General features: G+C 69.2%; 17 protein-coding genes. 5 read left to right on the top strand and 12 right to left on the bottom strand.

What is annotated here, in order from left to right; all coding sequences use genetic code 11:
• Nucleotides 1-789 precede the first annotated feature (789 nt).
• Complete coding sequence (locus ACZ1DY_RS18675) at nucleotides 790-1,794, top strand: ferritin-like domain-containing protein (protein ID WP_465485110.1); 1,005 nt, start codon at nucleotides 790-792, stop codon at nucleotides 1,792-1,794.
• Between the two features lie 193 nt (nucleotides 1,795-1,987).
• On the opposite strand, the gene surE is transcribed toward ACZ1DY_RS18675, so the two are convergent.
• The 5 genes from surE to ACZ1DY_RS18650 form a co-directional block, all read right to left on the bottom strand.
• Nucleotides 1,988-2,743, bottom strand: coding sequence for a 5'/3'-nucleotidase SurE (gene surE, locus ACZ1DY_RS18670; protein WP_465485109.1), 756 nt, complete (start codon nucleotides 2,741-2,743; stop codon nucleotides 1,988-1,990).
• Complete coding sequence (locus ACZ1DY_RS18665; RefSeq protein ID WP_257487390.1) at nucleotides 2,728-3,651, bottom strand: 1-phosphofructokinase family hexose kinase; 924 nt, start codon at nucleotides 3,649-3,651, stop codon at nucleotides 2,728-2,730. The genes surE and ACZ1DY_RS18665 overlap by 16 nt, the downstream gene beginning before the upstream one ends.
• Nucleotides 3,648-3,878 (bottom strand): hypothetical protein, encoded by a 231-nt coding sequence (locus ACZ1DY_RS18660; protein WP_465485108.1) that lies wholly within the window; start codon nucleotides 3,876-3,878, stop codon nucleotides 3,648-3,650. The genes ACZ1DY_RS18665 and ACZ1DY_RS18660 overlap by 4 nt, the downstream gene beginning before the upstream one ends.
• Nucleotides 3,879-4,016: 138 nt before the next feature.
• Nucleotides 4,017-4,313, bottom strand: coding sequence for a DUF1330 domain-containing protein (locus ACZ1DY_RS18655; protein WP_257487392.1), 297 nt, complete (start codon nucleotides 4,311-4,313; stop codon nucleotides 4,017-4,019).
• A 179-nt stretch (nucleotides 4,314-4,492) separates the two neighbouring features.
• A complete protein-coding gene (locus ACZ1DY_RS18650; protein WP_465485107.1) occupies nucleotides 4,493-5,479 on the bottom strand; it encodes a hypothetical protein in 987 nt (328 codons plus the stop codon).
• 230 nt (nucleotides 5,480-5,709) lie between these two features.
• Between ACZ1DY_RS18650 and ACZ1DY_RS18645 the strand changes: the two genes are divergently transcribed.
• Nucleotides 5,710-6,261, top strand: coding sequence for a YciI family protein (locus tag ACZ1DY_RS18645; RefSeq protein WP_465485683.1), 552 nt, complete (start codon nucleotides 5,710-5,712; stop codon nucleotides 6,259-6,261).
• Nucleotides 6,262-6,363: 102 nt separating this feature from the next.
• Here ACZ1DY_RS18645 and ACZ1DY_RS18640 read toward each other — a convergent pair whose 3' ends face one another.
• From ACZ1DY_RS18640 to ACZ1DY_RS18630, 3 genes are read right to left on the bottom strand one after another with little or no spacing between them, the layout of a single operon-like run.
• Nucleotides 6,364-7,395, bottom strand: a complete 1,032-nt coding sequence (locus tag ACZ1DY_RS18640; RefSeq protein ID WP_465485106.1) for an RNA polymerase subunit sigma-70 — start codon at nucleotides 7,393-7,395, stop codon at nucleotides 6,364-6,366.
• 24 nt (nucleotides 7,396-7,419) lie between these two features.
• The gene (locus ACZ1DY_RS18635; RefSeq protein ID WP_257487395.1) at nucleotides 7,420-7,974 is read right to left on the bottom strand and encodes a dihydrofolate reductase family protein; all 555 of its coding nucleotides are present in this window, start codon (nucleotides 7,972-7,974) and stop codon (nucleotides 7,420-7,422) included.
• An 18-nt stretch (nucleotides 7,975-7,992) separates the two neighbouring features.
• Entirely contained in the window at nucleotides 7,993-8,403 is a 411-nt protein-coding gene (locus ACZ1DY_RS18630; RefSeq protein WP_465485105.1) for a PPOX class F420-dependent oxidoreductase, read from the bottom strand.
• 172 nt (nucleotides 8,404-8,575) lie between these two features.
• Here ACZ1DY_RS18630 and ACZ1DY_RS18625 point away from each other — a divergent pair, with 172 nt between their 5' ends.
• Nucleotides 8,576-8,932: a hypothetical protein gene (locus tag ACZ1DY_RS18625; RefSeq protein WP_465485104.1), complete on the top strand. Its 357-nt coding sequence runs from the start codon at nucleotides 8,576-8,578 to the stop codon at nucleotides 8,930-8,932.
• Nucleotides 8,933-8,982: 50 nt separating this feature from the next.
• Here the strand turns inward: ACZ1DY_RS18625 and ACZ1DY_RS18620 are convergent, their stop codons facing one another.
• On the bottom strand, nucleotides 8,983-9,561 hold the full coding sequence (locus ACZ1DY_RS18620; protein ID WP_465485103.1) for a TetR/AcrR family transcriptional regulator: 579 nt from the start codon (nucleotides 9,559-9,561) through the stop codon (nucleotides 8,983-8,985).
• Between the two features lie 96 nt (nucleotides 9,562-9,657).
• Here ACZ1DY_RS18620 and ACZ1DY_RS18615 point away from each other — a divergent pair, with 96 nt between their 5' ends.
• Nucleotides 9,658-10,659, top strand: a complete 1,002-nt coding sequence (locus tag ACZ1DY_RS18615) for a saccharopine dehydrogenase family protein (RefSeq protein WP_465485102.1) — start codon at nucleotides 9,658-9,660, stop codon at nucleotides 10,657-10,659.
• 45 nt (nucleotides 10,660-10,704) lie between these two features.
• Here the strand turns inward: ACZ1DY_RS18615 and ACZ1DY_RS18610 are convergent, their stop codons facing one another.
• The 3 genes from ACZ1DY_RS18610 to ACZ1DY_RS18600 form a co-directional block, all read right to left on the bottom strand.
• On the bottom strand, nucleotides 10,705-11,274 hold the full coding sequence (locus ACZ1DY_RS18610; protein WP_257487416.1) for an SMI1/KNR4 family protein: 570 nt from the start codon (nucleotides 11,272-11,274) through the stop codon (nucleotides 10,705-10,707).
• 24 nt (nucleotides 11,275-11,298) lie between these two features.
• Complete coding sequence (locus tag ACZ1DY_RS18605; RefSeq protein WP_465485101.1) at nucleotides 11,299-15,600, bottom strand: DNA/RNA non-specific endonuclease; 4,302 nt, start codon at nucleotides 15,598-15,600, stop codon at nucleotides 11,299-11,301.
• A gap of 295 nt (nucleotides 15,601-15,895) precedes the next feature.
• Nucleotides 15,896-16,780, bottom strand: a complete 885-nt coding sequence (locus tag ACZ1DY_RS18600) for a hypothetical protein (protein ID WP_257487418.1) — start codon at nucleotides 16,778-16,780, stop codon at nucleotides 15,896-15,898.
• Nucleotides 16,781-17,222: 442 nt separating this feature from the next.
• On the opposite strand from ACZ1DY_RS18600, the gene ACZ1DY_RS18595 reads away from it, so the two are divergent.
• Nucleotides 17,223-20,219, top strand: coding sequence for an RICIN domain-containing protein (locus ACZ1DY_RS18595; protein ID WP_257487419.1), 2,997 nt, complete (start codon nucleotides 17,223-17,225; stop codon nucleotides 20,217-20,219).
• Nucleotides 20,220-20,248 lie beyond the last annotated feature (29 nt).

The following is a 20,248-nucleotide window of genomic DNA, read 5'->3' as shown; positions in this document are numbered from 1 at the left end:
CCGGCAACGTGCTGTACGACTCGATGTCGATGAAAACTGCCGTCCGCGCCAAAGCCGAGACCGCCAAGTCCGACCGCTGTGATCGCCCTGCACGAGCAAGACTTGAGGACTAGGAAGCAGATTCCACTGCGACTTGCGACGGCTCTCGCCATTCCGCGCGAACGACGCGGGTCAGGATTCGGGAGCGCTCAGCTCCAACACCCAGAGTTTTGCGAAGCGCCTCTGCCGAGATCGGCCGCTGGCGCAGCTCCCGATGCCGAGCATCCATCTCCTTTGCTCGCTCAATCAAGTCGTCGTCAAGTCTGGCCAGGTTCCAGTCTGATGCCTCCGGTGAGACCTCCCGCACCACGGTCATCGATGCAACAACAGCAGGGGGCCGTGTGCCCTCCCGAAGGTCAGCGAGCGCCTAAAGTAAACCCGGCCCGACCTCGGACCAACCGATCAACAATAGCGGTCCCACCGCGTCGAACAACGCCTTGCCGAGGCGTCTGGGGCTCCTTTCTCGGCGTCTTGCGGGTGCGGAGTCGCGGGCTCCTGTTGCCCTACCTCGCGCACATCGGTGCCGACGCGACCATCGCCGTCATCACGGTGGCCGGTACAAGGTGACTGGCTGTCAGGCGAAGTACTCGGCTGCTGCGGCCAGTTCACCTCTTCCAGCGATGTCGACCAATCCGATACCGCGACGGCCCCGAAAGCGGAGGTCAACGTAGACCCACGCCCGCGTGCCGGGACGACGCGCGGGACACATCCGGTGTGTCGTGTGACGGCCGGGTGGGAAGGAGATCACTCGTGTTTGGCAAGCGCTATGCCGCGTCGATGATCAACCGGAGTGCGGAGAACCAGCAAGACCGGCGTCGTTTTCTGCGCGCGGCCGGGGTAACGGGCCTGGGGGTGGTCGGAGCGGGTGCGCTCGGTGGCCTTGCCGGGCCCGCCGCGTCGGCCGGGACCGTTCGGCAGGCCGCGGGGGAAGCGGCGGCCGCCGAGGGAATCAGTGACGGCGCGGTGCTCAACTTCGCACTCAACCTCGAATACCTCGAAGCCGAGTTCTACCTCCACGCCGTCACCGGCAAGGGACTCGCCGACTCACTCACCACCGGCACCGGCACCCGCGGCGGCGTCACCGGCGGCCGCGCCGTCCGGTTCAAGACCAAGGCGGCGAAGCAGTACGCCCAGGAGATCGCCGGCGACGAGAAAGCGCACGTGGAGTTCCTGCGCACCGCGCTGGGCTCCGCCGCGGTCAGCCGCCCGGCAATCGACCTGCAGGCCAGCTTCACCGCCGCCGCGCAGGCCGCTGGGCTCGTCCGCAAGGGGCAGAGCTTCGACGCGTTCGCCTGCGAGGAGAACTTCCTCCTCGCCGCCTACCTCTTCGAAGACGTCGGCGTCACCGCCTACAAGGGCGCCGCACCCCTGATCACCAACAAGACCTACCTCGAAGCCGCGGCCGGCATCCTCGCCGTCGAGGCCTACCACGCCGCCAATATCCGCACCGCGCTCTACCAGCACAGCGGCGGCATCCTGGGGCTCGGCCTGCTCGGCCGCGACCTCCGGGAGGCCAGCGTCAAACTCTCCAACGCCCGCGACAGCCTCGACGGCACCACCGACCTCGACCAGGGCGTCGTCGACAGGAACGGCCAGGCGAACATCGTGCCCACCGATGGCAACGGCATCGCCTACAGCCGCACGCCGGGCCAGGTCCTCAATATCGTCTACCTCAACCCCAAGGCCGTCACCTCCGGCGGATTCTTCCCCAAGGGCGTCAACGGAGACGTCAACACCAGCGATCCCAACGGCTAGTCCCGCCGGACCCCGAGGTGGTGCGGGTCGCGCGCGAGCCGCACCACCTCGGCGACGCCGATCGAAGGCGGAATCCATCTGGCCAACGCTTCCAGGTAGCCACGACTGGAGCGATCCGCGGTGGAAACACGCCATGCCGATCCCGGTATCCGTTGGTCCCACCGGCGTGTCCGGCTCGGCCGTGCGGGCGCGATCACCAGTCCAGGGCACTGTCTTCGGCGACCGATTTCAGCGGGGTCACCGTCGCGTGGCCCTGACCGAGCAGATGGGCGTCGCTGCCCGGCGACAGCTCACCCTCGCCCGTGACGGCGGTGAGGGTGAACGCGCCGTCCTCGCCATTCTGGACGTGACTGCGCACCGCACCGAATTCGGCCAGCCCGGTGCGCTTCACCGGTCCCGTCTCGGCACGATCGGGCACGTTGAGGTTCAAGACGGTGCCGGCGGGCAGTCCCGCGAGCTTGTCGAACAACGTCGCGGCGACCGAGACGGCGGTATCCCAGTGTGGTCGCGGGCCGGGATCCAGTCCCACGTCGAGGGACACCGCGAGTGCCCTGGCGCCGTTGATCGAGGCGGTCAGCGCCGCGCCGACCGTGCCCGAATGCAGGATCGCGCGCCCCACGTTCGCCCCGTGGTTCACCCCGGACAGGACGATCTCCGGGGGCTCACCGAACGATCCCTGCGCGGCCGCCAAGGCGATCAGGCCGGGGTGCGCGGTTACGGCGAACACCGGGACAGCGGGCAGGCCGGGCAATTCCCGCCGTTCGACCGCGACGCGGCCCTCTCCGCCGGCGCCGGTCAGGCCCGCGCTGGTTCCGCTGGCCTCCGCCGCGGGCGCGGCCACCACCACGTCCCAGCCGTGGTCCACCGCACCGCGGGCCAGCGCCGCCAGGCCCGGCGAGTCGATACCGTCGTCATTGGTGATCAGGGCGCGCATCAGGACGCCTCCCACGGTTTCAACCGTACTCGTCCGGTGAGTTCACGCACGGCCTCATCGCTCCCCGAACCGAGACCGTGCCGGGTCACGTTGATCGCGCCGGCCGCGGCCCCGAGCTTCACCGCGTCCTCCAGTGACCGGCCTTGTGCCAGGCCGACCGCCAGCCCAGCGGTCATCGAGTCGCCGCCGCCGCGGGTGTCGACCGGGGTCAGGTCGGGCGACTCGACCAGGACCAGCTGTCCTTCGAGGTAAGCGAGCGTCTCCTCGGCCGCACGGGACACGACGACGGCGCGCGCGTTGCCCGACGCCAGCTCTCGGCAACCGTCCGCGAGATCGGTCAGCGAATCAGACTTGGCCAGCCCGTCCTCGACCATCTCCTCGTGGCTGACCTTGATCACCGCCGGCTCACCCGCGAGCGCACGGGCGAGCCGCTCCCCGGACAGGTCCACCACGACCGGAGTGCCGTGGGTGCCCAGATCGCGGGCGAGCCGCTCGTACACCGAATGCGGCACGGGCACGTCGTCCTCGTCCGGCCCGCTGAGGATCGCCACGTCCGCACGCAATGCCTGAACCAGAGTCAGCTCGTACAGATCGTCGAGTTCGTGCCGGGTCAACGCGTCGGCGGGCATCCTCACCACCTCGTCGCGACGGCCGTCACGCCGATCGTGCACGTAGGCGCCGTTGCGCGCCGCGACTTCACGAACCTCGGCGGCCACGCCGATCAGATGCCGCAACACCCGTCCCGTCTCCCCGCCGAGCGCGCAGCACAACACCGCTTGCCCGCCGAGTGCGTCGATCATCCGCGATTGCCATACCCCCTGTCCGCCCGCGTGCACGTGGACGTCCGGCGCCCCGTCCAGTTCCTCCACCGTCACCGTCAGCTGCGGAGACGGCGCGAACACCGCCACTCGACCTTCCGTCATACCGGTCTCTTTACCCATTTCGCCGGGTTCCACTCGTGGGGGCGGTGCACTCCTGGCGGGTGCCCGTCGGAAAGCCCGCGCAGCGTGCGGTTGAAGGTGGCGAGCAGCGTGACGACCGCGACAGAGCCGGGCAGGAACTCGACCAGCCCGCCGCCCAGGCCGGTCAGGAGTCCGGAATGGACACCGGAGCCGGTGATCGCCAACACCACCAGCGGAAAGGCGATCATGGTGGTGCTGAACCCGGCACGCAGAACACCGCTGTCCCACAACGGATCACGCCGCGGACAGTGGATGCGTCGCGGCGAAGGCGCCGTGGCCGGCCCTCACCACGCGTCGACCACCGTGGCATCCGGCCGCGACATCGGTCAGCCGAGGCCTTCGACGATGCGGAAATCGCGCTCGAAGCCGTCGGGGAGTTCGGCCAGCGCCTTCTGGTAGGCCGCGCTCGCGCGTGCGGCGACCGCCTGTTCGAAGCTGTCGAATTCGATCAGGACGACGCGTTCGGCGATTCCGGCTTCGTGTGCCTCGACCCGGCCACCGATACCGGCGAGCAGCCGCCCGCCCGCGCCCGCAACGGCGAGACCTGCCAGCTTGTTGTAGACATCAAGCCTCTCGGGATCCTCGATGGTGGGGTAGACGCTGACCCAGTAGCCCTTGGGCATGGAACCTCCAGTGTGGGGATGAGTGCATCCGACTTACGACCAGGGCAGCTGGACAGGCGAGCCGCCCTGCCGAACGGCATGTGTTCGCGCGAGCGTCCGGCGGTGCCATCCGAATCCGCCGATCGCGCTATGCGGCGATCCCAGTTGACGCTTCCATGGGGCTGGCCACGAACCCATGGTCAGACCGGCGGGCGGGCGTAGGTGACCGAGTACGGGTTGCCGTGGATGACGAACGGCAACGTGCCGCCGTTGTCCTGCACGAAGGCGTTGATCCGCCAGGTCCCGCAACCGCTGGCCGGCTGCGTCACCGTCAGCTGCCCGAGGAGCCGCAGGTGGTGCAGATTCCCGCTCACCGCCGCGGTTTGCGAGGACGTGGCCTGGGCGACGCAGCCGGGTGCGGCCGAGGACGGCGTCGCGACCGTCCGGAACCGCACCATCGCGGTATTGGCCTTGCCCGGGTAGGTGGTGCCGTCGGGGCAGGCGTTGCCACCGTCGCCGTAACAGCTCGTGGCGAAGAGATCGGTGGTCGCGAGGAAACTGGTGGTTCCCGGCAAGGGGGTGTAATCCACCGGGTTCACCTGCTTGCCGGGCGCGTCCATCCCCAGGAAGGTGTTCTGCGAGGACCCGAATGTCTGCGCGACGCCCTCGGGGCCGATGGCTCCGTCGATGTCCCCGATGAAGCCGCTGTACAGCCTGGCGGTCTCGCGGCCGGGCTGCCCGGCCGCGTACCCGTTGAGGACGTACGCCCGCAGCAGGCACTCGTAGTTGCCCGTAGTGGCCGGCTTGAACAGCATCCGCACGACGAGCGTGACCCTGCCGCCGCCGTGCAGCAGGTTCTGGCCGCTCCAGATCTGCCCGTGCTGGGTCGCCGTGTTCGGCAACGTCGTGCCACCCACCGGCTGACAAGTGATCTTGTGCCCGATCGCGATGGCGGACACCGCACCGTCCACCCGGCCGTCGCCGACCTCGATCTCGCTACGCAGGTTGTGCGAAGCGCCCGCGGTGACCGTGCCGAGCACGAGCCGGGCGCGGACTTCGCCTTCGCCGCCGGGTGACTCCACCATCGTCGCCGGCGCGGCCTCGGCGATCTTGTCGTAGGCATGGGCGGTTCCGGCGAGCACCGGCATCAGGAACAGGGCGCTGAGTATGGCCAGAAGGGTTCGCACACCTCCACCATGCCGCAGGCGACTACACTTCGCACCCGGTTCGACACGAATCGGGTCAGGCCAGGTGCCTGCTCCGCTGGCCGAGCCGATGGTGAAGTTCGGCGGCCATGTTCCCGCCGGAACACTCGATCTTGATCGGCCACGACGGGTATCCAGGCCTTCAGGAACTCCGTGGCATTCCCCTCATCGACTACGGGGCGGGCGGTGCGTGGTGAGTGGACACTGTGGGCATGGAGTTCTTCTGCTACCACCGCGATCGGCCCGACTCCCTGGCGTTGCGCGAAGAGCTGTTGGAAGAGCACTGGTCCTACATGGACCGGTACGCGGCAAGGATGATCGCCCGCGGTCCGACCTTCGCAAGCGACGGCGAGACCCCCACCGGCAGTGTGCACATCGTCGACCTGCCGAATCCCGCGGCCGCACGGGCGTTCGCCTTCGACGAGCCGAACTATCAGGAGGGGGTGTACCGGGACGTCATGTTGCGCCGGTGGGGCAACATGCTCGGGCGCACCATGTGGGACTTCCCCGGTGGTCGTGCCGGTCACAACCGGTACCTGGTGCTCGGTCTCGGCACGGGGCGGGCCGCCGACATCGACGTGCCGTCCGATCAGGACGATCTGATCGCGTATGGGCCGCTGCTGTCCGACGACAGCACCAGTTGGCTGGGCAAGGCGGTGCTGGTCCAGGCACCGGACCCGGAGGCGGCACGCACCGTCCTGATCCCGGACCGGTTCGCCCACATCGAGGTCCAAGAATGGAGGTTCGGCGGGCGGCCGTCATGAAGTGCGACGTCGCCGGAGCGAACGGGACCGGTGTGTACTGGCGCCACGCCGTTCCGCTTCCCCTCGGCTCAGGTCGCTTGACCGGCGAACCTGGTCGGATCCTCAGACTTCCGCGGGCCGACCGGCTTCGGCTGGATGGGGCAAGGTCAAGGGCAGCCGGAAGCTTCGCAGCACCTCCTTTTCGAAGCGGGTCATGACACGGATCCGGCTGCCGGCGAGGGTGAGCACCATCAGCCCGTTCGCGTGGCAGACGCCCGCCTGGGGATCCGGTATATACATGCCGAACGCGGGCTGGCCGTTGGCCCTGGTCGCCACCAACCGGTAGGTCCGGCCCCGGCGGAAGGTCACCGCGGTGTGGAATCGGGCCGCCAGATCGCGGCCCTGGTATTCCAGCGGCAGTGGCGGCATGGTCAGCCAGACGTCGTCGGTCAGCAGGGCGACCAAGCCGTCCACGTCGCCGACCTCGAAGGCCCGGGTGAAGCGGATGACGAGTTCCCGCTCGGCGGCGGAGTTCGCCGGCGGCGGCTCAGGCGCGGCTGACGGGCGCTGCCGCAGCGTGGTTCGTGCGCGTTTGAGCGCGCCGGCGACCGACTGCTCGGTGGTGTCCATGATGTGCGCCACCTCGCGTGTGGGGAATTCGAGGACGTCACGCAGGATGAGGACGGCGCGCTGACGGGGCGGCAGCAACTGCACCGCCGTCACGAACGCCAGAGAGATGGATTCCTTGGCCTCATAACGCTGTCCGGGGCCGGGAGCGGTGTCCATCCGTTCTGCCAGCAGGATGTCCGGATAGGGCTCAAGCCATTCCACCTTGCCGAGGCGAGTGGGTTCCGGCGGGTCGAACCCGGGCACCGGCCCGCCCGCGTGTGGGCGCCGGCCCGCCGATCGGACCGCCTTGAGGCATCGGTTGGTCGCGATCCGATAGAGCCAGGTCCTCACCGAGGAGCGCTCCTGGAAGCCGTCCAGACCTTGCCAGGCAGATACCAGGGTCTCCTGCAGAGCGTCCTCGGCATCCTGCATCGAACCCAGGATCCGGTAGCAGTGAACGTGCAACTCGCGCCGATAGGGATCGGTGAGCTCACGGAACGCCTCCCCATCCCCGTTCCGCGCTCGCGTGATCAGGTCCCCGGTCATCCGGCACTCCCACGAAATTCGCCGTCAGCCGGCGCCGACGGAGTCGTTTCCGACAAGGTAGTTCAGTACGACGACGCCCGACTGGCGAGAATGCGTGCCGATCAGCGTCAGCGGCGTTTTGGGATTCTCGCGGAACGGCCCCGAAGCCCGGCCCACGACGACGGGGTGCACCGCGAAGCGAAGCCGGTCCAGGAGGCCGTGTTCCAGCAGGGTGTGCGACAGCCGCCCATGGCCGAAGACGACCAGGTCGCCGCCGCCCTCCTCCTTCAGCTTCCGCACTTCGGCGACCACGTCACCCCGTACGACCACCGAGTTGTTCCAGTCGGCCCGTTCGAGCGTCGAGGAGAACACGTACTTGCGGATCCCGTTGATCGCATCGGCGAAGTCCCCCGTCTGACCCGGCCAGCGCCAGGACAGGTCCTCGTAGGTGCCGCGGCCCATCAACATGGCGTCGCATCCCCGCAGAAGCTCGAACGCCTCCTTGAGGAACTCGTGGTCGAAGTAGTCCAGTGCCCACGATCCGGGGTCGTCGACCACTCCGTCGAGGCTGCTCAGCGTCGACTCGACGATCTTGCGCATGCGTAGTCCTTTCGGTTGTCAGCTCTGCTCGGCGACGGGTACGGGCGGCCAGAGGTAGACCCTGTCCGCGGCGACGCGCACGGCCACCCGCGCCGATTCGGGCTCCGGCGGCGGTTCCGCACCGTCCAGGTAGCGGTCGTACATCTCGCGCAGGAGCACCTTGCCGGGGTCGTCGGTGATCGTCACCGTCCCGCGGATCTCCACGTACGCGGCCGTATTCGCCACCACGAGCAGGCTCACGCGGGGATCGCGCTCCATGTTGCGGGTCTTGAGCCGCCCCCTGATCGTGCTGAACACGATCTCGTCGCCGTCGCGCTTCACGAAGATCACCGAGGACTGCGGCCGTCCGTCGGCGTTCGTGGTCGCGAGGATCGCGGTATGCGGCCCATCGAGCATTTCCCGGGCCACTGCGGGCAGCGTGACGGTCAAGGGGTCCCCTCCAAGGTCGGCGTTCTTTTTCGGGCAGACCCCGCGCACGGCCAGGATGGGGCGGCCGCCAGGCGGATCGTGACCTGGATCACATGACGGGAGGCTGTCGATCGACGGCGCGGGCCCTCGGCATGGAGGAACCGCCGGAAGGCCGCGCGAGTATCGTGGCGCGGTGTTCCTTCCAGTTCCCCACGAACGAGTCGAACTCGTCGAGGTGCTCGGTCCCGACGGCACCGGAGACGATCAGCTGGTGGCAATCTGGGAAGCGGACGAAGCCCAAGCCGCGCTGACGCTCGTCGCCGGCCTGCCCGAGGGCGAGCTCAAACGGTGCTTCATCCCCGTCTGGAAGATCCGGGCGCACGGCGGCACGCGGTTCCTTTTCGAGATCAGCTTCTGCTTCCGGTGCCATGGCGCACGGCTGCGCGGGCCCGCCGTTCCGCCCGAGCAGGACACGATTCACGCCTTCGACTCCGAGGATTCGACCAGCCGAGAACTGCTGGCGAGACTGAAAGCGGCAGGGCAGCGCTGACCTCACCCGGTGGATCCGGGCGCCGGGCATCGAGCGACACGCGCCGACGGCTATCCGGCGGTTCGCTCGATACGGCCGAGGATGACACCGGTCAAGGCCGCGACCGCGTCGGCGGCGCTCGTGGTGCCCCGGTTCAGTTCGACGGCGATCGCCTCGGCGGCTCCGAGCGCTCCGACGCAGTGCAGTCGCAGCGCCGCCCGGTCCAGGCCGGAGTACGGCGTCAAGGCGTCGGCCATCAGATCGGTGTAGCCCCCGTGCAGCTCGCGCCGGCTGGCCTCCATCTCCGGATTCCCTTTCAAGGCCGAGGAAACGGCGTTGAACTCCGGAATGTCAGTGGCGCAGGCGAAGTAGGCGACGCTGATGGCTTCCGCGACGTCCACCGCGGTCGGCGAGGTTTCTTCCAGTGCCCGCGCGATGGCGGCGCGGTGCCGTTCGTCGAGTCGCCGATAGAGCGCCAGCAGCAGTCCGGGGCGGGTGCCGAAGTGGTCGTACACGATGGGCCTGCTCACCTCGGCCGCCTCGGCGAGGGTGGGCAGCGTCAACCCGTCGGCGCCGTCGGCACGCACGATCTCCAAGGCCACGTCGAGCAACTGCTCGCGCCGGGCCTGTTTGGACAGACGGGTCACCATCGCCCTCCTCTCACGATCCACCCCCCATCCCACCCCCCATCCTAGCTACATCGTGTAAGTTACAAAATGTAGGTTACTGGGATCGAAGGGGACGACATGGGACAACGGGGATCGGTTCTGCTACTGGGCGGGGCGGGACAGGCGGGCTCGGATACCGCCACTCTCCTACGGCGGCGGTACCCGGAGCTGCTGTTGACCATCGCGGGCCGGAATCCGGAACGCGCGCGGAAGGTGGCAGGCGAACTGGGCGGCGCCACCGCGGTGAGGGTCGATCTCACCCGCGGTGATCTCGGCCTGCCCGCCGGCCGGGAGTACGCGGCGGTGGTCGCGACGCTGTGGGACAGCAGGCTGAACGGGCTGCGTTTCGCCCAGGACCACGGCGTGCCCTACGTCAGTCTCTCCAGCGGCATGATCGACATCGCGCCGGAGGTCACCGCCGCCGCGCAGCGCCCGGCGGCCGCGCCGGTGCTGATGGCCAGCCACTGGGCCGCGGGCGTCATCACTCTCACGGCATTGGCGTGGGCCGAGGCATTCGACCGGGTCGACACGATCCGGATCGGCGCGATCCTCGACGAGAAAGACGCGGGCGGCCCCGCGGGACTCGCGGACCTGGCGCGCTGGGCGGAGGTCACCTCGGCCGGGTACGCGCGGCGTGACGGCGTGTTCGCCTGGTCCGGCGCGGCCGACGCCCGGGTGGAGTTGCGCGGCCTCGACGGCACCACGGTCACCGGGCAGACCATCCCGATCCTCGACGTGACCAGCCTGGCGTTCGCGACGGGCGCGCCGGACGTCGAATTCGCGTTCGCGGTCGGTGAATCCGCGGGGACGCGCCGGGGCGACGGCCCGTCCGTCGAAGTCCGGATCGATCTCGACGGGACGGGCCCGGCGGGCGCCCCGCTGAGCGTCAGCCGGTACCTGGTCCATCCGCGCGGCCAGCGTCCGCTGACCTCGCTCGGCCTCGCCATGGGGATCGAACGGCTGCTCGGCCTGCGCGCAGATGCGGTCCCGCCCGGCTTCTACACCCCGGAGACCTTGCTCGAACCGGCCCACGTGGTCGAACGACTCGCCGACGCGGGCACGCTCTTCGTCGACGCATGAGATCGATGCCGGGCGGCGGCGTGCGCACGCCGCCGCCCGGACCGCTCAGCCAGGATAGGAGACGTACCGGCCCGCCCAGTAGCCGTCGAAGCCGACCGGTTTACCCGCCATGTCCCAGCCGAGGATGTTGTCCTCGCCGGTACTCTCCAGCAGCTCCAAGAGGACCTTCGTCATCGGCCCGGAATGCTCCTCGTGCCAGGAGTCCCGGTCGTTGTAGGCGACCGCCCACTCGTCCGGATCGGCCGAGCCGGGCACCCACCAGAACGATCCCCCCGCGCCGTTGGTCCCCCACGGGTAGATCCCGCCCGGCTCCGGGAAGAGCCGGTACGGGACACCCCGCAGGTAGTCGAGGTCCTCGTCGCCGAAGATCTCGAGCAGTTCGGCGTTCTCCTTCTTGACGTTCCCGCACGCCTCGACGCTTTCGGCGGGATTCGAGAAGGAGATGACGCCGCGGAATCCACCGGAGGGGAAGCGGGTCAGCAGCTCCTTGTAGTCGCCGGGGAGCGGTGTCCCCAGTTCGCGTTCGACGGTGGTCCAGTCCGTCCCGGGCACGAAGTCCCCGGGCCGCCATCCGACGAGCTCGCAGATTTCGTCGACGTACGACCGTTTCGGCACGTCCGTCCTCCGTTCATTCGATCGTCAGGCCGTCCGGAAGGCGGGACAGGTTTCCTTGACGAGGTTACCGGTGGGGATGTTCTCGATCTTCGCGAAGCACTTCGCGCCGTTCGAAGCGATCGCCTCGATGAAGATCCACCTCGGCATCGCCGCGGTCTTGGTCGCGTACTGGACGTGGACCTCGTAGATGACCGAGACGTCCCGGTTGGGATACCGGTCCAGCATGTCCCCCACCGCGTTCTCCACCTTCTTGACGTCGGAGAGGTTGACCTTCGACCACTGGGTCACGATGTTGTCCACCAGCATGGAACCGTGGAGCCTGGCGGGCACCAGGTGTCCCTTGTGGACAGCCGTACCGTTCAGCTTCGGCGGCGAGGTGTCGGGATGCCCGACGGGCGCCGCCGGTTCTCCCGATCGTTTCGCGGTCTGGTTGACGCAGACGATGCCGCCGGTGGCGCGTTTCGCGTCGTTGCCGAGCCAGGTGAAGTCCTCCATGGGGTAGTTGAAGGAGATGTTCGCCGGGATCACGCTCTTGAAACAACCCTCCACCTCGCGCTGCCGGGCGATGGTGCTGAGCCGCTGTCCCGGTTGGGGATTGACCGCCGGCTGTTTCTTGTGTTCGTCCTCCACCTTCTTGCGCAGTGCTTCCCTGTCCACGACCTGGCAGGCGGGCGGTGCCGCCGACGCCGCCGCGGCGGGGTTCTTGCATCCCTTGAGCTGCCTGATCAGGTCACGCAGGTTGTCGGTGATGCGGCGGCCGAGCATCTTCACGTCCTTGAAGGTGCGGATGCCCTTCACGATGCGCACGGTCGCCCCGACCGCGTCCGGGATCTTCCGCAGCACCGACGCGATCTTGAGGATCGGCAGCGCGTTGATCACGGTCATCACGCAGGAGATGAAGTCGCCTTCCATGAAGCACCGCTTCGCGTCGGTGTAGCCGATCAGGTCGAGGATGACCTGGCCGCCTTCGTCGACGATGAGGTCCATGAGGTCCCTGTTCGCGTCGGCACGGGCACGGTTGTACTCGTCGACACCCGCTTGCCCCTTCTCCGCGCGCAGCAGTTCCACTTCCTCCGGCGTCAGCTCGGGAACCTCGCTGTCGTCGGTGATGGCTTGTTCGGCCTCGGCGCGTTCGCGTGCTTCCTCCTCCTGGCGAAGCAATTCCTGCATCTCGGCCAGCTGGTCCTGGATCGCCTTGGCGTCCGCCGCCGCGTTCGCCGCCCGGTCCTCGACGTTCTTCGCGTACTTCTCCGCGTTGGTGGCCGCGGAATCGGCGTCACGGGCGTAATCCGCGGCCCGGTTCGCGGACTCGCGAGCGGCGTCCGCGTCACGCTGGGCCTGCTCCGCCGCTTGCTGGGCGGCGACCGCGTCCTGCTGGGCCCGGGTGGCGGCGGCGGTGGCTTCGTTCGCCGCGCGGGTCGCGTCGTCGGCGGCCTTCCTCGCCGCGACGGCGTCGGCCGCCGCCTGATCGGCCGCCCGCCCCGCCAGGGCGGCATCGGCCGCCGCCTGGTCGGCCGCCGCACGTGAGGCCTTGGCGTCGGCCTGTGCCGCGGCGTCGACGGCGTCAGCCTCGGCCGATGCCGCCCTTGCCGCGGCCGCGGCCACCGCCGCGGCTGCCGCGGACTGCTGGGCGGCCGCCGCCGAGTTCGCCGCGTTGGCCGCCGAAGTGGCGGCCGCCGCCGCGGCCTCGAACGCCGGCTTCACCTCGAGCCCGGCGTTCCTGGCCGCCTCGGCGGCCCGGCTCGCCTGCGCGGCGGCATCGGCCGCGGCGGCCTGCGCGGCCCGGACCTGGGTGTCACCGACGTCCTTCGCCCGGTTCGCCACCATGAGCACGAAGTCCGCGTCGAGGTCGTCGCCGGTGAACGGGCTCACCAGGTTGATCGCCTGGTCGGCCGGGGCGGCGATCCCGGACCCCGACAGCCCCGCCGCGACCGCCGCACGGGTCGCGATACCCGCCTGGGTGGCCGCGGTGGCGGCCTCCGCCGCGGCGGCGTTGGCCTCCTCCTGGGTTCGATGCGCGGCGGTGAGCGCCTGCTCCGAGTGCACCGCGGCTTCCTGCGCCAGATTCGCCGCGTTGCGGGCGTTCTCGGCGGCACGCGATTCCGCGGCCGTCGCCTCCTCCGCCGACGCGCGGGCCTTCAGCGCTTCCGCGTGGACGGCGGAGGCTTCCCGCTCGGCGCGCGCCGCCGCCTCGTTGGCGCGCGCCGCCGCGGCCTCCGCTTCGTTCGCCGCCGTACGGGACTTCTCCGCCGCGACTTCGGCTTCCCTGGCCGCCGCCCGCGCCTGCGACGCCGCCGCCTGCGCTCGATCCGCGTGTGCTCGCGCCCTGCCCGCGGCGGCCTGTGACTCCGTCGCCGCGGCACGAGCCGACGCCGCGGCCTGGCCCGCCTGGGTGGCGAGGCCGTCGGCCGCCTGCGCGGCGTCCCTCGCCGTGTTCGCCTCGGCCCGGGCCTGAGTCGCCGCGGCCCGCACCTTTTCCTTTTCCTCTTGGAGGATCTCCGACGACGCTTCCGCCCGCGCGGCCAGCTGTTCGAGCGCCTGTGCCTTCTTCGCGGTCGTCTCGGCCGACTGCCGCACCCGTGCGGCGTCCTCCCGAGCCTGATGGGCCTTGCCCTCCTCGACACCGGCGTTCTGGTCGATACCCGCCGCGATCTGTTCTTGACGCCGGGCCTCCTTGGCGGCGTCGGCGGCGATCTGTTCCTGTCCTTGGGCGGCGACGCGCTTCTCGGAAGCGATCCGCTGCTGCGATTCGGCCTCCTGCCGCTTCTGCTGGGCGATACCCGCCTCGCGTTTGGCCTTGTCCCGCTCGCTCGCGGCTTCCCGCTGCTTGGCCTCGGCCTCCTGCCTCTTGAGGGCCGCCTGACCACGCCACTGTTCGGCTTCACGCCGCTTGGCGTCGGCGATATCGCGTTCCCGCTCGGCGTCCGCACGTGCCTGCTTGACCTTCGCGGCGTGTGCCTTGGCGTTCCGCAGCGCGGTTTCCGCGTCGGTCTTCGCCTGCTGTGCCTGTGCCGCCGCTTGGGCGGCCGCCGCGGCCTGTTCACCGGCGGCCGTGGCCAGGCGCTCCGCCGCGTCGGCGTGGGACTGCGCGTTGGCCCGCCAGCGGCGGGCGTTCTCTTCCCGGGCCCTGGCCTTCTCCGCGGCGTCGGTGGCCGCCGCGTCGGCGGCGATCGCGTCGATCGCGTGCGCCGCGGTTTCGGCGGCCTGCTTCGCGGCGTTCGCGGCGGCCGCCATGCCTTGGACGACCTTGGCCCACTGGGTGCCGTGCGGCATCTGGTTCTGCACGAGGACGTCCACCTGGGCGCTCGCCAGCGCGGCCGCCGACTGTGCCTGCTGAGCGTCGGTCCGCGCGTCCCGGACGAACCGGGCGGCGTCGTCCTTCGCCCGCTGGTAAAGCTCGGGGTGATAGCTGTTCCCCGCCTGATCGGCGGCCAGCGCCCGCGCGGCCTCCCGGGACGCGTTCGCCGCCAGTGTCATGTCGTTGGCGGTCCGCTCCAGCGCCTGAACGCCGCTCGCGTGCGCGGAGAGCAGGTTCTGCCGCGCCCGCATGACCCGCGCGATCCGTTGCGCCAGTTCAGAGTTCGCTTCGGCTTCCTTGCGCTGTCGTTCGAGTTCGGCGAGCCGGCTCTCCCGAGCCTCCGCGTCGCGTTTGGCCGCGGCCAGGTAGCCCGTCTTGAGGTATTCCTCGATCGCGGCGTCGCCTTGGGCCAGCGCGGCCTTCGCGGCGGCGGAGACCTCGGGTGTCCCCCGGTCCGCGGCGATCTGCACATGGGCGCGCCGCCGGTCCCGGATCTCCTTCTCGTAGGCGCCGGAACGGCGATCCTGTTCCGTGGCGATGTCCCGCCCGAAGGCCAGGAAGTTCTCGCGGTCGTAGGCGTTGCCCCGCAGCGCGCGGTCGACGGCGGCGTTGAACGCCGGACCGCCGGTGCCCGCGAGGGACTGGATCACCGCGCGGTTGCGGTCGTCGGCCTCCTGCTTACGGCGTTCCGCCCGTGCCGTGGCTTCCTGGTGCCCACGCTCGAAGAACGTCGTGATGGCCGCGTCGTCGCCGGCTTCGGCCTTCTTCAAGGCTTCCCGCGCCGCCACGCGGACTTCCTCGTGCTCGTCCAGCGCCGCGATGTCGGCGAGGAGGTCCAGTTGCAACTGCCGCAGCAGCGCCTCCTCTTCCGGATCGATCGTCGCCGTCGCCGGGGCGGGCGGCGTCGCCGCGCCCGGCGGTGTGGCGGGCGCCTGCCGCCCGTCCGCCACCACCGGGACGGCGGGCGCGGCTGCGGCGAGTTCCAGGCCCGCGCCCGAGACGACCAAAGCCGTGGTCACGGTCAGCACGACCGCGCCGCGGCACCATCCGGAGGCGAGTGGCCCCCGTCTGGCGCGTCGCGTCTTCCTTTTCATGGCACACCACTCCCCAGTAGCAGAAAGATTTCGTGAATCGCGCACGAGAAAGAATCCCGGGAGGGTTTCCGGGCACCGGAGAAAACGGGACGGGTGCAGCTGTCCGCCACCCCGCCCCGTCGGCCGTCGATTACCCGTCTCGGCGTTGAATCGAGCACACTGGAGCCTTTTTCGAATTTAATCGAAAGAAGAAGGCTTTCAGTGCTTGAAAAGAGGTGCCCGGCTGAGCTCAGCCCGCGGGCGACATTTGGTCTCGATGCTCTTTCGCATGCTTTTCGACACTCGCCCAGTACTGGGTCTGCCCGTCGGCGAACGTTCCGTCGGCGGCCCAGCCGGCACGATTCTTGTCCGCCCTGGTGGCGATCATCGCCCAGACCGGGTCGACACCGGCGTTGGCCCGGTCGATCACCGTCCGCCAGTACCGGGCCTGCTCGGCACAGGCCAGCGCTTCGTTCTCCCAGACCGTACGGGCTTCGTCGGCCTTTTCCCTGGTCGTGGCCCATGCCCGGGCGGCGACCGCGCGGGCTTGCTCCGCCGCGGCACCCTCGGCCGCGAGCGCTTCCCGCTCGGCCTCCTCCGCGTCCGCGATCAGCTGCGGGATCAAGGCGTAGAAGCGAACACCCGCCTCCTGCGTGCGGATCCGGTAGACCTCGACATCCGTCGCGGCCGCGGCCATCCACTCGGAGGCGAAGAACGCCCGAAGGTGACTGTCCGTACCCCCGGCCCGCAAGGCGTGCTGGGCGGCCAGGCGCACCTGCTCACCCGGATCGAACTCCGCCAGCAGCCGCACGAACGCGCGGTCCTGCTCGAGAATCTGCTGTTTGTGCTGCTCATCGGCCTCACGGGCGGCATCGTCGAGCGCCTTCGCCGCCGCGAAACCGGTCCGGAAGAACTGTTCCTGCTGCGCGGCACTGCCCTTGTACGCCGCCGTGGCCTCGGCGTGCACGTTCGGCGAATATTGCGCGCTGTAGTTGGTCATGACCCGCCGCGCGAACTCCTTGTTCCGCGCGTGATACCCCTCGGCCCGCTTCCTGGCCTCGAAGAACCCCGTCCGGACGAACGCCCGCAGCGCCGGCTCGCCCTCGTCCGACCGCAGCGCCTGCCACGCCGCCACCCTGACCAGATCCTCCGAGTGGTACAACGCGTTCTGACGGACGATCGGATAGTAAATCGAATTCTCGATACCGGGAACACTCGAACCAATGGCCGTTTCCGTTACTCCATTCGCCGTAGCGACATTTGCGCCGATCCCGATGATCGACACCACGAGGGCGCCGAACAGTGCACGAAGTCTCATCCCCAGAACCCCAGACCCCAGAATTGCGTGCTCGCGCACGCCTGAAGACGACTATGGCACAAGGACACAACGCCCGTAAAGGGCGTGATCCACATCACAGTCACGGTCTTTTTTTCGCCATTAACTGGTCTCCTATTCGAACTCGCGATGGAGACCGAATGACGGTCTCGCGCGTTACATCCAAGGAGAGGATGTCTTGAACGGATACTGGGGTCCCTCCGGCGTGCCATCGGCACGGCGAAGAGGGGTTTTCAAGAGATTGATCATCGCCACCGCGATCGTCGCGACGACGGCGGGCGTCGCGGCACCCGTCACGGCCTCCGCCGCCCCGCCATCGGCGCCGTCGGCAGCCGCGCAGTCCACGGACATCGACAAGGGCAACGCCGCCGCCGTCCTGAAGATCGTGGCCGGACCCGATCTCCTGGTCCTCAGCGACCGGGGCTTCGTCGCCGCGATGTATTACGCGGCCGACGACATCGACAAGCAGCATCCGCTCGAACCCGAGCACCAGAAGCTCAAGGAGACGGCCATCGCCGCGCTCGCCGCCGACGGCGAGGCGGCGTCCACGCAGTGGATCAAGGTCGGGATCCACGACGCGCACCGGGAAGATCAGAAGATCGTCACCGACCGCCGTCAGCAGCAGGAGCAGGAACGCGCCGCCAAGGCGCTGGCCGCCTCGACTCTCGGCATCCCGGTGGACAACACCGTCCTGGCGAAGTCGATCTTCGACTTCATCGTCCACTTGGAACTCAACGCCGACGGCTACAAGGACATGGCCGTCAAGGAGGCCGCCCGCGCGGCACTGCGGGGTACCGCGGACGATCAGTGGCGCTTCCTGACCGTCGTGCTCTTCGCCGAGCACAAGAAGGACGTCGACCGGGTCATCCAGGACGACGCCACCAAGGACGAAGCGGCCAAGGCCGCTGAACGGGCGAAGGCCGCCAAGGCGAACGCCGTGTCGCACACGCTGGGATCCGTGCCCCCGGCGCGGCTGGAGTACCTGATCAACCTGAAGGACCGGGATTTCGTCGTCGAGATCTGGAAGTCGGTCCCCCGTGACACCGAGGTCCACGGCGCCGCCGAAGACGCCGTCGGCAGCCTCGACCCCGCCGACTGGGCCTTCTTCATCAACCAGGGTGCCGAGGAAGCGCACCTGCGGGACATCGTCAACGAGCTCGCCAAACGCGACCAGGAGTACATCCGGCTGATCACCGAACTGCGCACGCGCGCGGCGAACCAGCTGATCCGGCCGGCGCTGGTCGCCGCCGCGGACGCGGCACTCGCCGCCAAGCGCAGCGATCGCGAGAAGTTCCTTCGCACCGGCCAGTACGAGAACCTGGTCCAGACCTTGCGGGTCGACGCGTACAGCGGTGTCGACGTCTACCTCACCGACCGCAACGGCGACGTCGTGCTCGAGCAGTGGCAGCCGGGCGACCGTCCGGAGGCGCGGTGGAGGATCGAGCCGGGGCTGAGCAATCCCGAGTGCTTCTCGTTCCAGTCGGTCAGCCGCCCCAACCACTACCTTCGCTGGCGTTCGGGAGCGTCTTCCGCGGCGAACACGGCGATGATCCCCCCGCAGTCGCAACGTGTGCGGGCCTACGTCGACCCGACCGACGGCTCCAACGCCTTCAAGGGTGACGCGACCTGGTGCGTGCGGGGCGACGCCTCCAGCGTCTCCATCCGCCCCTCGCGCAGTTCCGCCAAGTACCTGTTCGTCACCGGCGCGATCGATGACGACGCCTATGCGATCGCGACGAAGTGGCACGCCGAGGCTCCGCTGGCCCCGCACCCGATCGACCGGCGCTACGCCGCGGAGCAGCCGCTGCGCGACAAGCTCGGCAAGCCCGTCGGCGACTTCGTTCCCGAAGGGACTTCCAACGGGGTCGGCCTCGGCCACCGGTTGTACGAACGGGGCAGGCTCTACCTCACCGCCGGGAACGACGGGACCACTCAGCGCTTCGCGGTGCAGGCGGTCTACAACGGACCGGTCCTCGACAAGCTCCTGGCACTCGGCGGGCCCGCCGGCGTCGGCGGCGCGATGACCGACCAGGTGCCGACCAAGGACGGCAACGGCCAGGTCCTGCGGGTCGTCAAACCCACGATGGGCGGGCCGCACCTCCACATCGTGTGGAGCGCGTCGACGGGTGTCCACATCGTCTTCGGCCTGATCGGGGAGATCTGGGCGAATTCGGGCGGGGAAACGGGTCCCTACGGCTACCCGCTCGCCGACGAGGGCACCGTCAGTGGCACGAACGTCCGCTACAGCCGGTTCGCCGCGGGCACCATCTACTACGTGCCCGGTAGCGCGATCCGGCAGGTCAAGGGTGAGCTCCACCGGAAGTTCGCCGCCATGGGCTTTGAGGCGGGCATGGGTTATCCCCTGGCGGACGCCGGCACCTACGGCCCCGACGCCAGCCCCATGCAGCGCTTCACGTCGGGCTCGGTGTACATCACCCGCAACGGAACCGTCGCGATCAACGGTGACATCCACCGGAAGTTCGCCGAGCACGGTTACGAGACCGGTCCTCTCGGGAATCCGACGGGCGATATCCGGTCCACTTCGGACGGTGTGGGCAAGGTCGCCGACTTCGCCGTCGGTTCGGGCTCGATCTACTGGCATCCCAGCACCGGCGCACGCCTGGTCTACGGGAGCATCAGCGCGAAGTACAAGTCGCTGGGGGCCGAGCGTTCGTACCTCGGCTACCCGAAGTCCGACGAGACCGCCCTCCCCATGGGCAGGCGCAACCTGTTCCAGAACGGCCGGATCGACTGGAGCAATGAGACCGGCTCGACCGTCGCATACCGGGTCGCGGCGGTCCCCCACAAGACGGTCGATCTCAGGGGAGCCAAGTCTGGCCGCTGCATCCAGACGGCCGGTCTCATCGGGGAAGGCGCGTTGAACGACCTCGCCGGCATGGAACTGTGGGACTGCGTCGGCGGTGTCAAACAGCTTTGGGACGTGACCCATCTCGGCAACAACGTCTACGTCCTGAAGAACCGCCACTCGGGGAAGTGCCTCGACCTGCGGTACGGCGAACTGCACAACGGCAACTCGATCGTCCAGTACCAGTGCCACAACGGGACGACGCAGCAGTGGGAGTTCACCACCACCGCGGACGGCTCGGTCGCCCTGCGCAGCGTGCATTCGGCGAAGATCGTCGAAGCCGCGGGTGGCGCGGACCCCAACGCCACCGCCGTCGTCCAGCAGGTGGACAGCGGTCAGGCGCACCAGCGATGGACCGTCCGGCCCTACTGATCGACGACAACGCTTCGTGAGGAGCGAGT

The sequence above is a fragment of the Amycolatopsis sp. PSD-21 genome (genome assembly GCF_055561455.1).
Note: the sequence above shows the minus strand (reverse complement) of the source record. Positions and strands in the feature narration are given on the sequence as shown.

Excerpts from the sequence above, each read along its gene's own strand:
- ACZ1DY_RS18665 (WP_257487390.1), bottom strand. The coding sequence starts at position 3,651 with ATGACGGAAGGTCGAGTGGCGGTGTTCGCGCCGTCTCCGCAGCTGACG.
- ACZ1DY_RS18660 (WP_465485108.1), bottom strand. The coding sequence starts at position 3,878 with ATGATCGCCTTTCCGCTGGTGGTGTTGGCGATCACCGGCTCCGGTGTC.
- ACZ1DY_RS18655 (WP_257487392.1), bottom strand. The coding sequence starts at position 4,313 with ATGCCCAAGGGCTACTGGGTCAGCGTCTACCCCACCATCGAGGATCCC.
- ACZ1DY_RS18645 (WP_465485683.1), top strand. The coding sequence starts at position 5,710 with ATGGAGTTCTTCTGCTACCACCGCGATCGGCCCGACTCCCTGGCGTTG.
- ACZ1DY_RS18640 (WP_465485106.1), bottom strand. The coding sequence starts at position 7,395 with ATGACCGGGGACCTGATCACGCGAGCGCGGAACGGGGATGGGGAGGCG.
- ACZ1DY_RS18635 (WP_257487395.1), bottom strand. The coding sequence starts at position 7,974 with ATGCGCAAGATCGTCGAGTCGACGCTGAGCAGCCTCGACGGAGTGGTC.
- ACZ1DY_RS18620 (WP_465485103.1), bottom strand. The coding sequence starts at position 9,561 with ATGGTGACCCGTCTGTCCAAACAGGCCCGGCGCGAGCAGTTGCTCGAC.
- ACZ1DY_RS18615 (WP_465485102.1), top strand. The coding sequence starts at position 9,658 with ATGGGACAACGGGGATCGGTTCTGCTACTGGGCGGGGCGGGACAGGCG.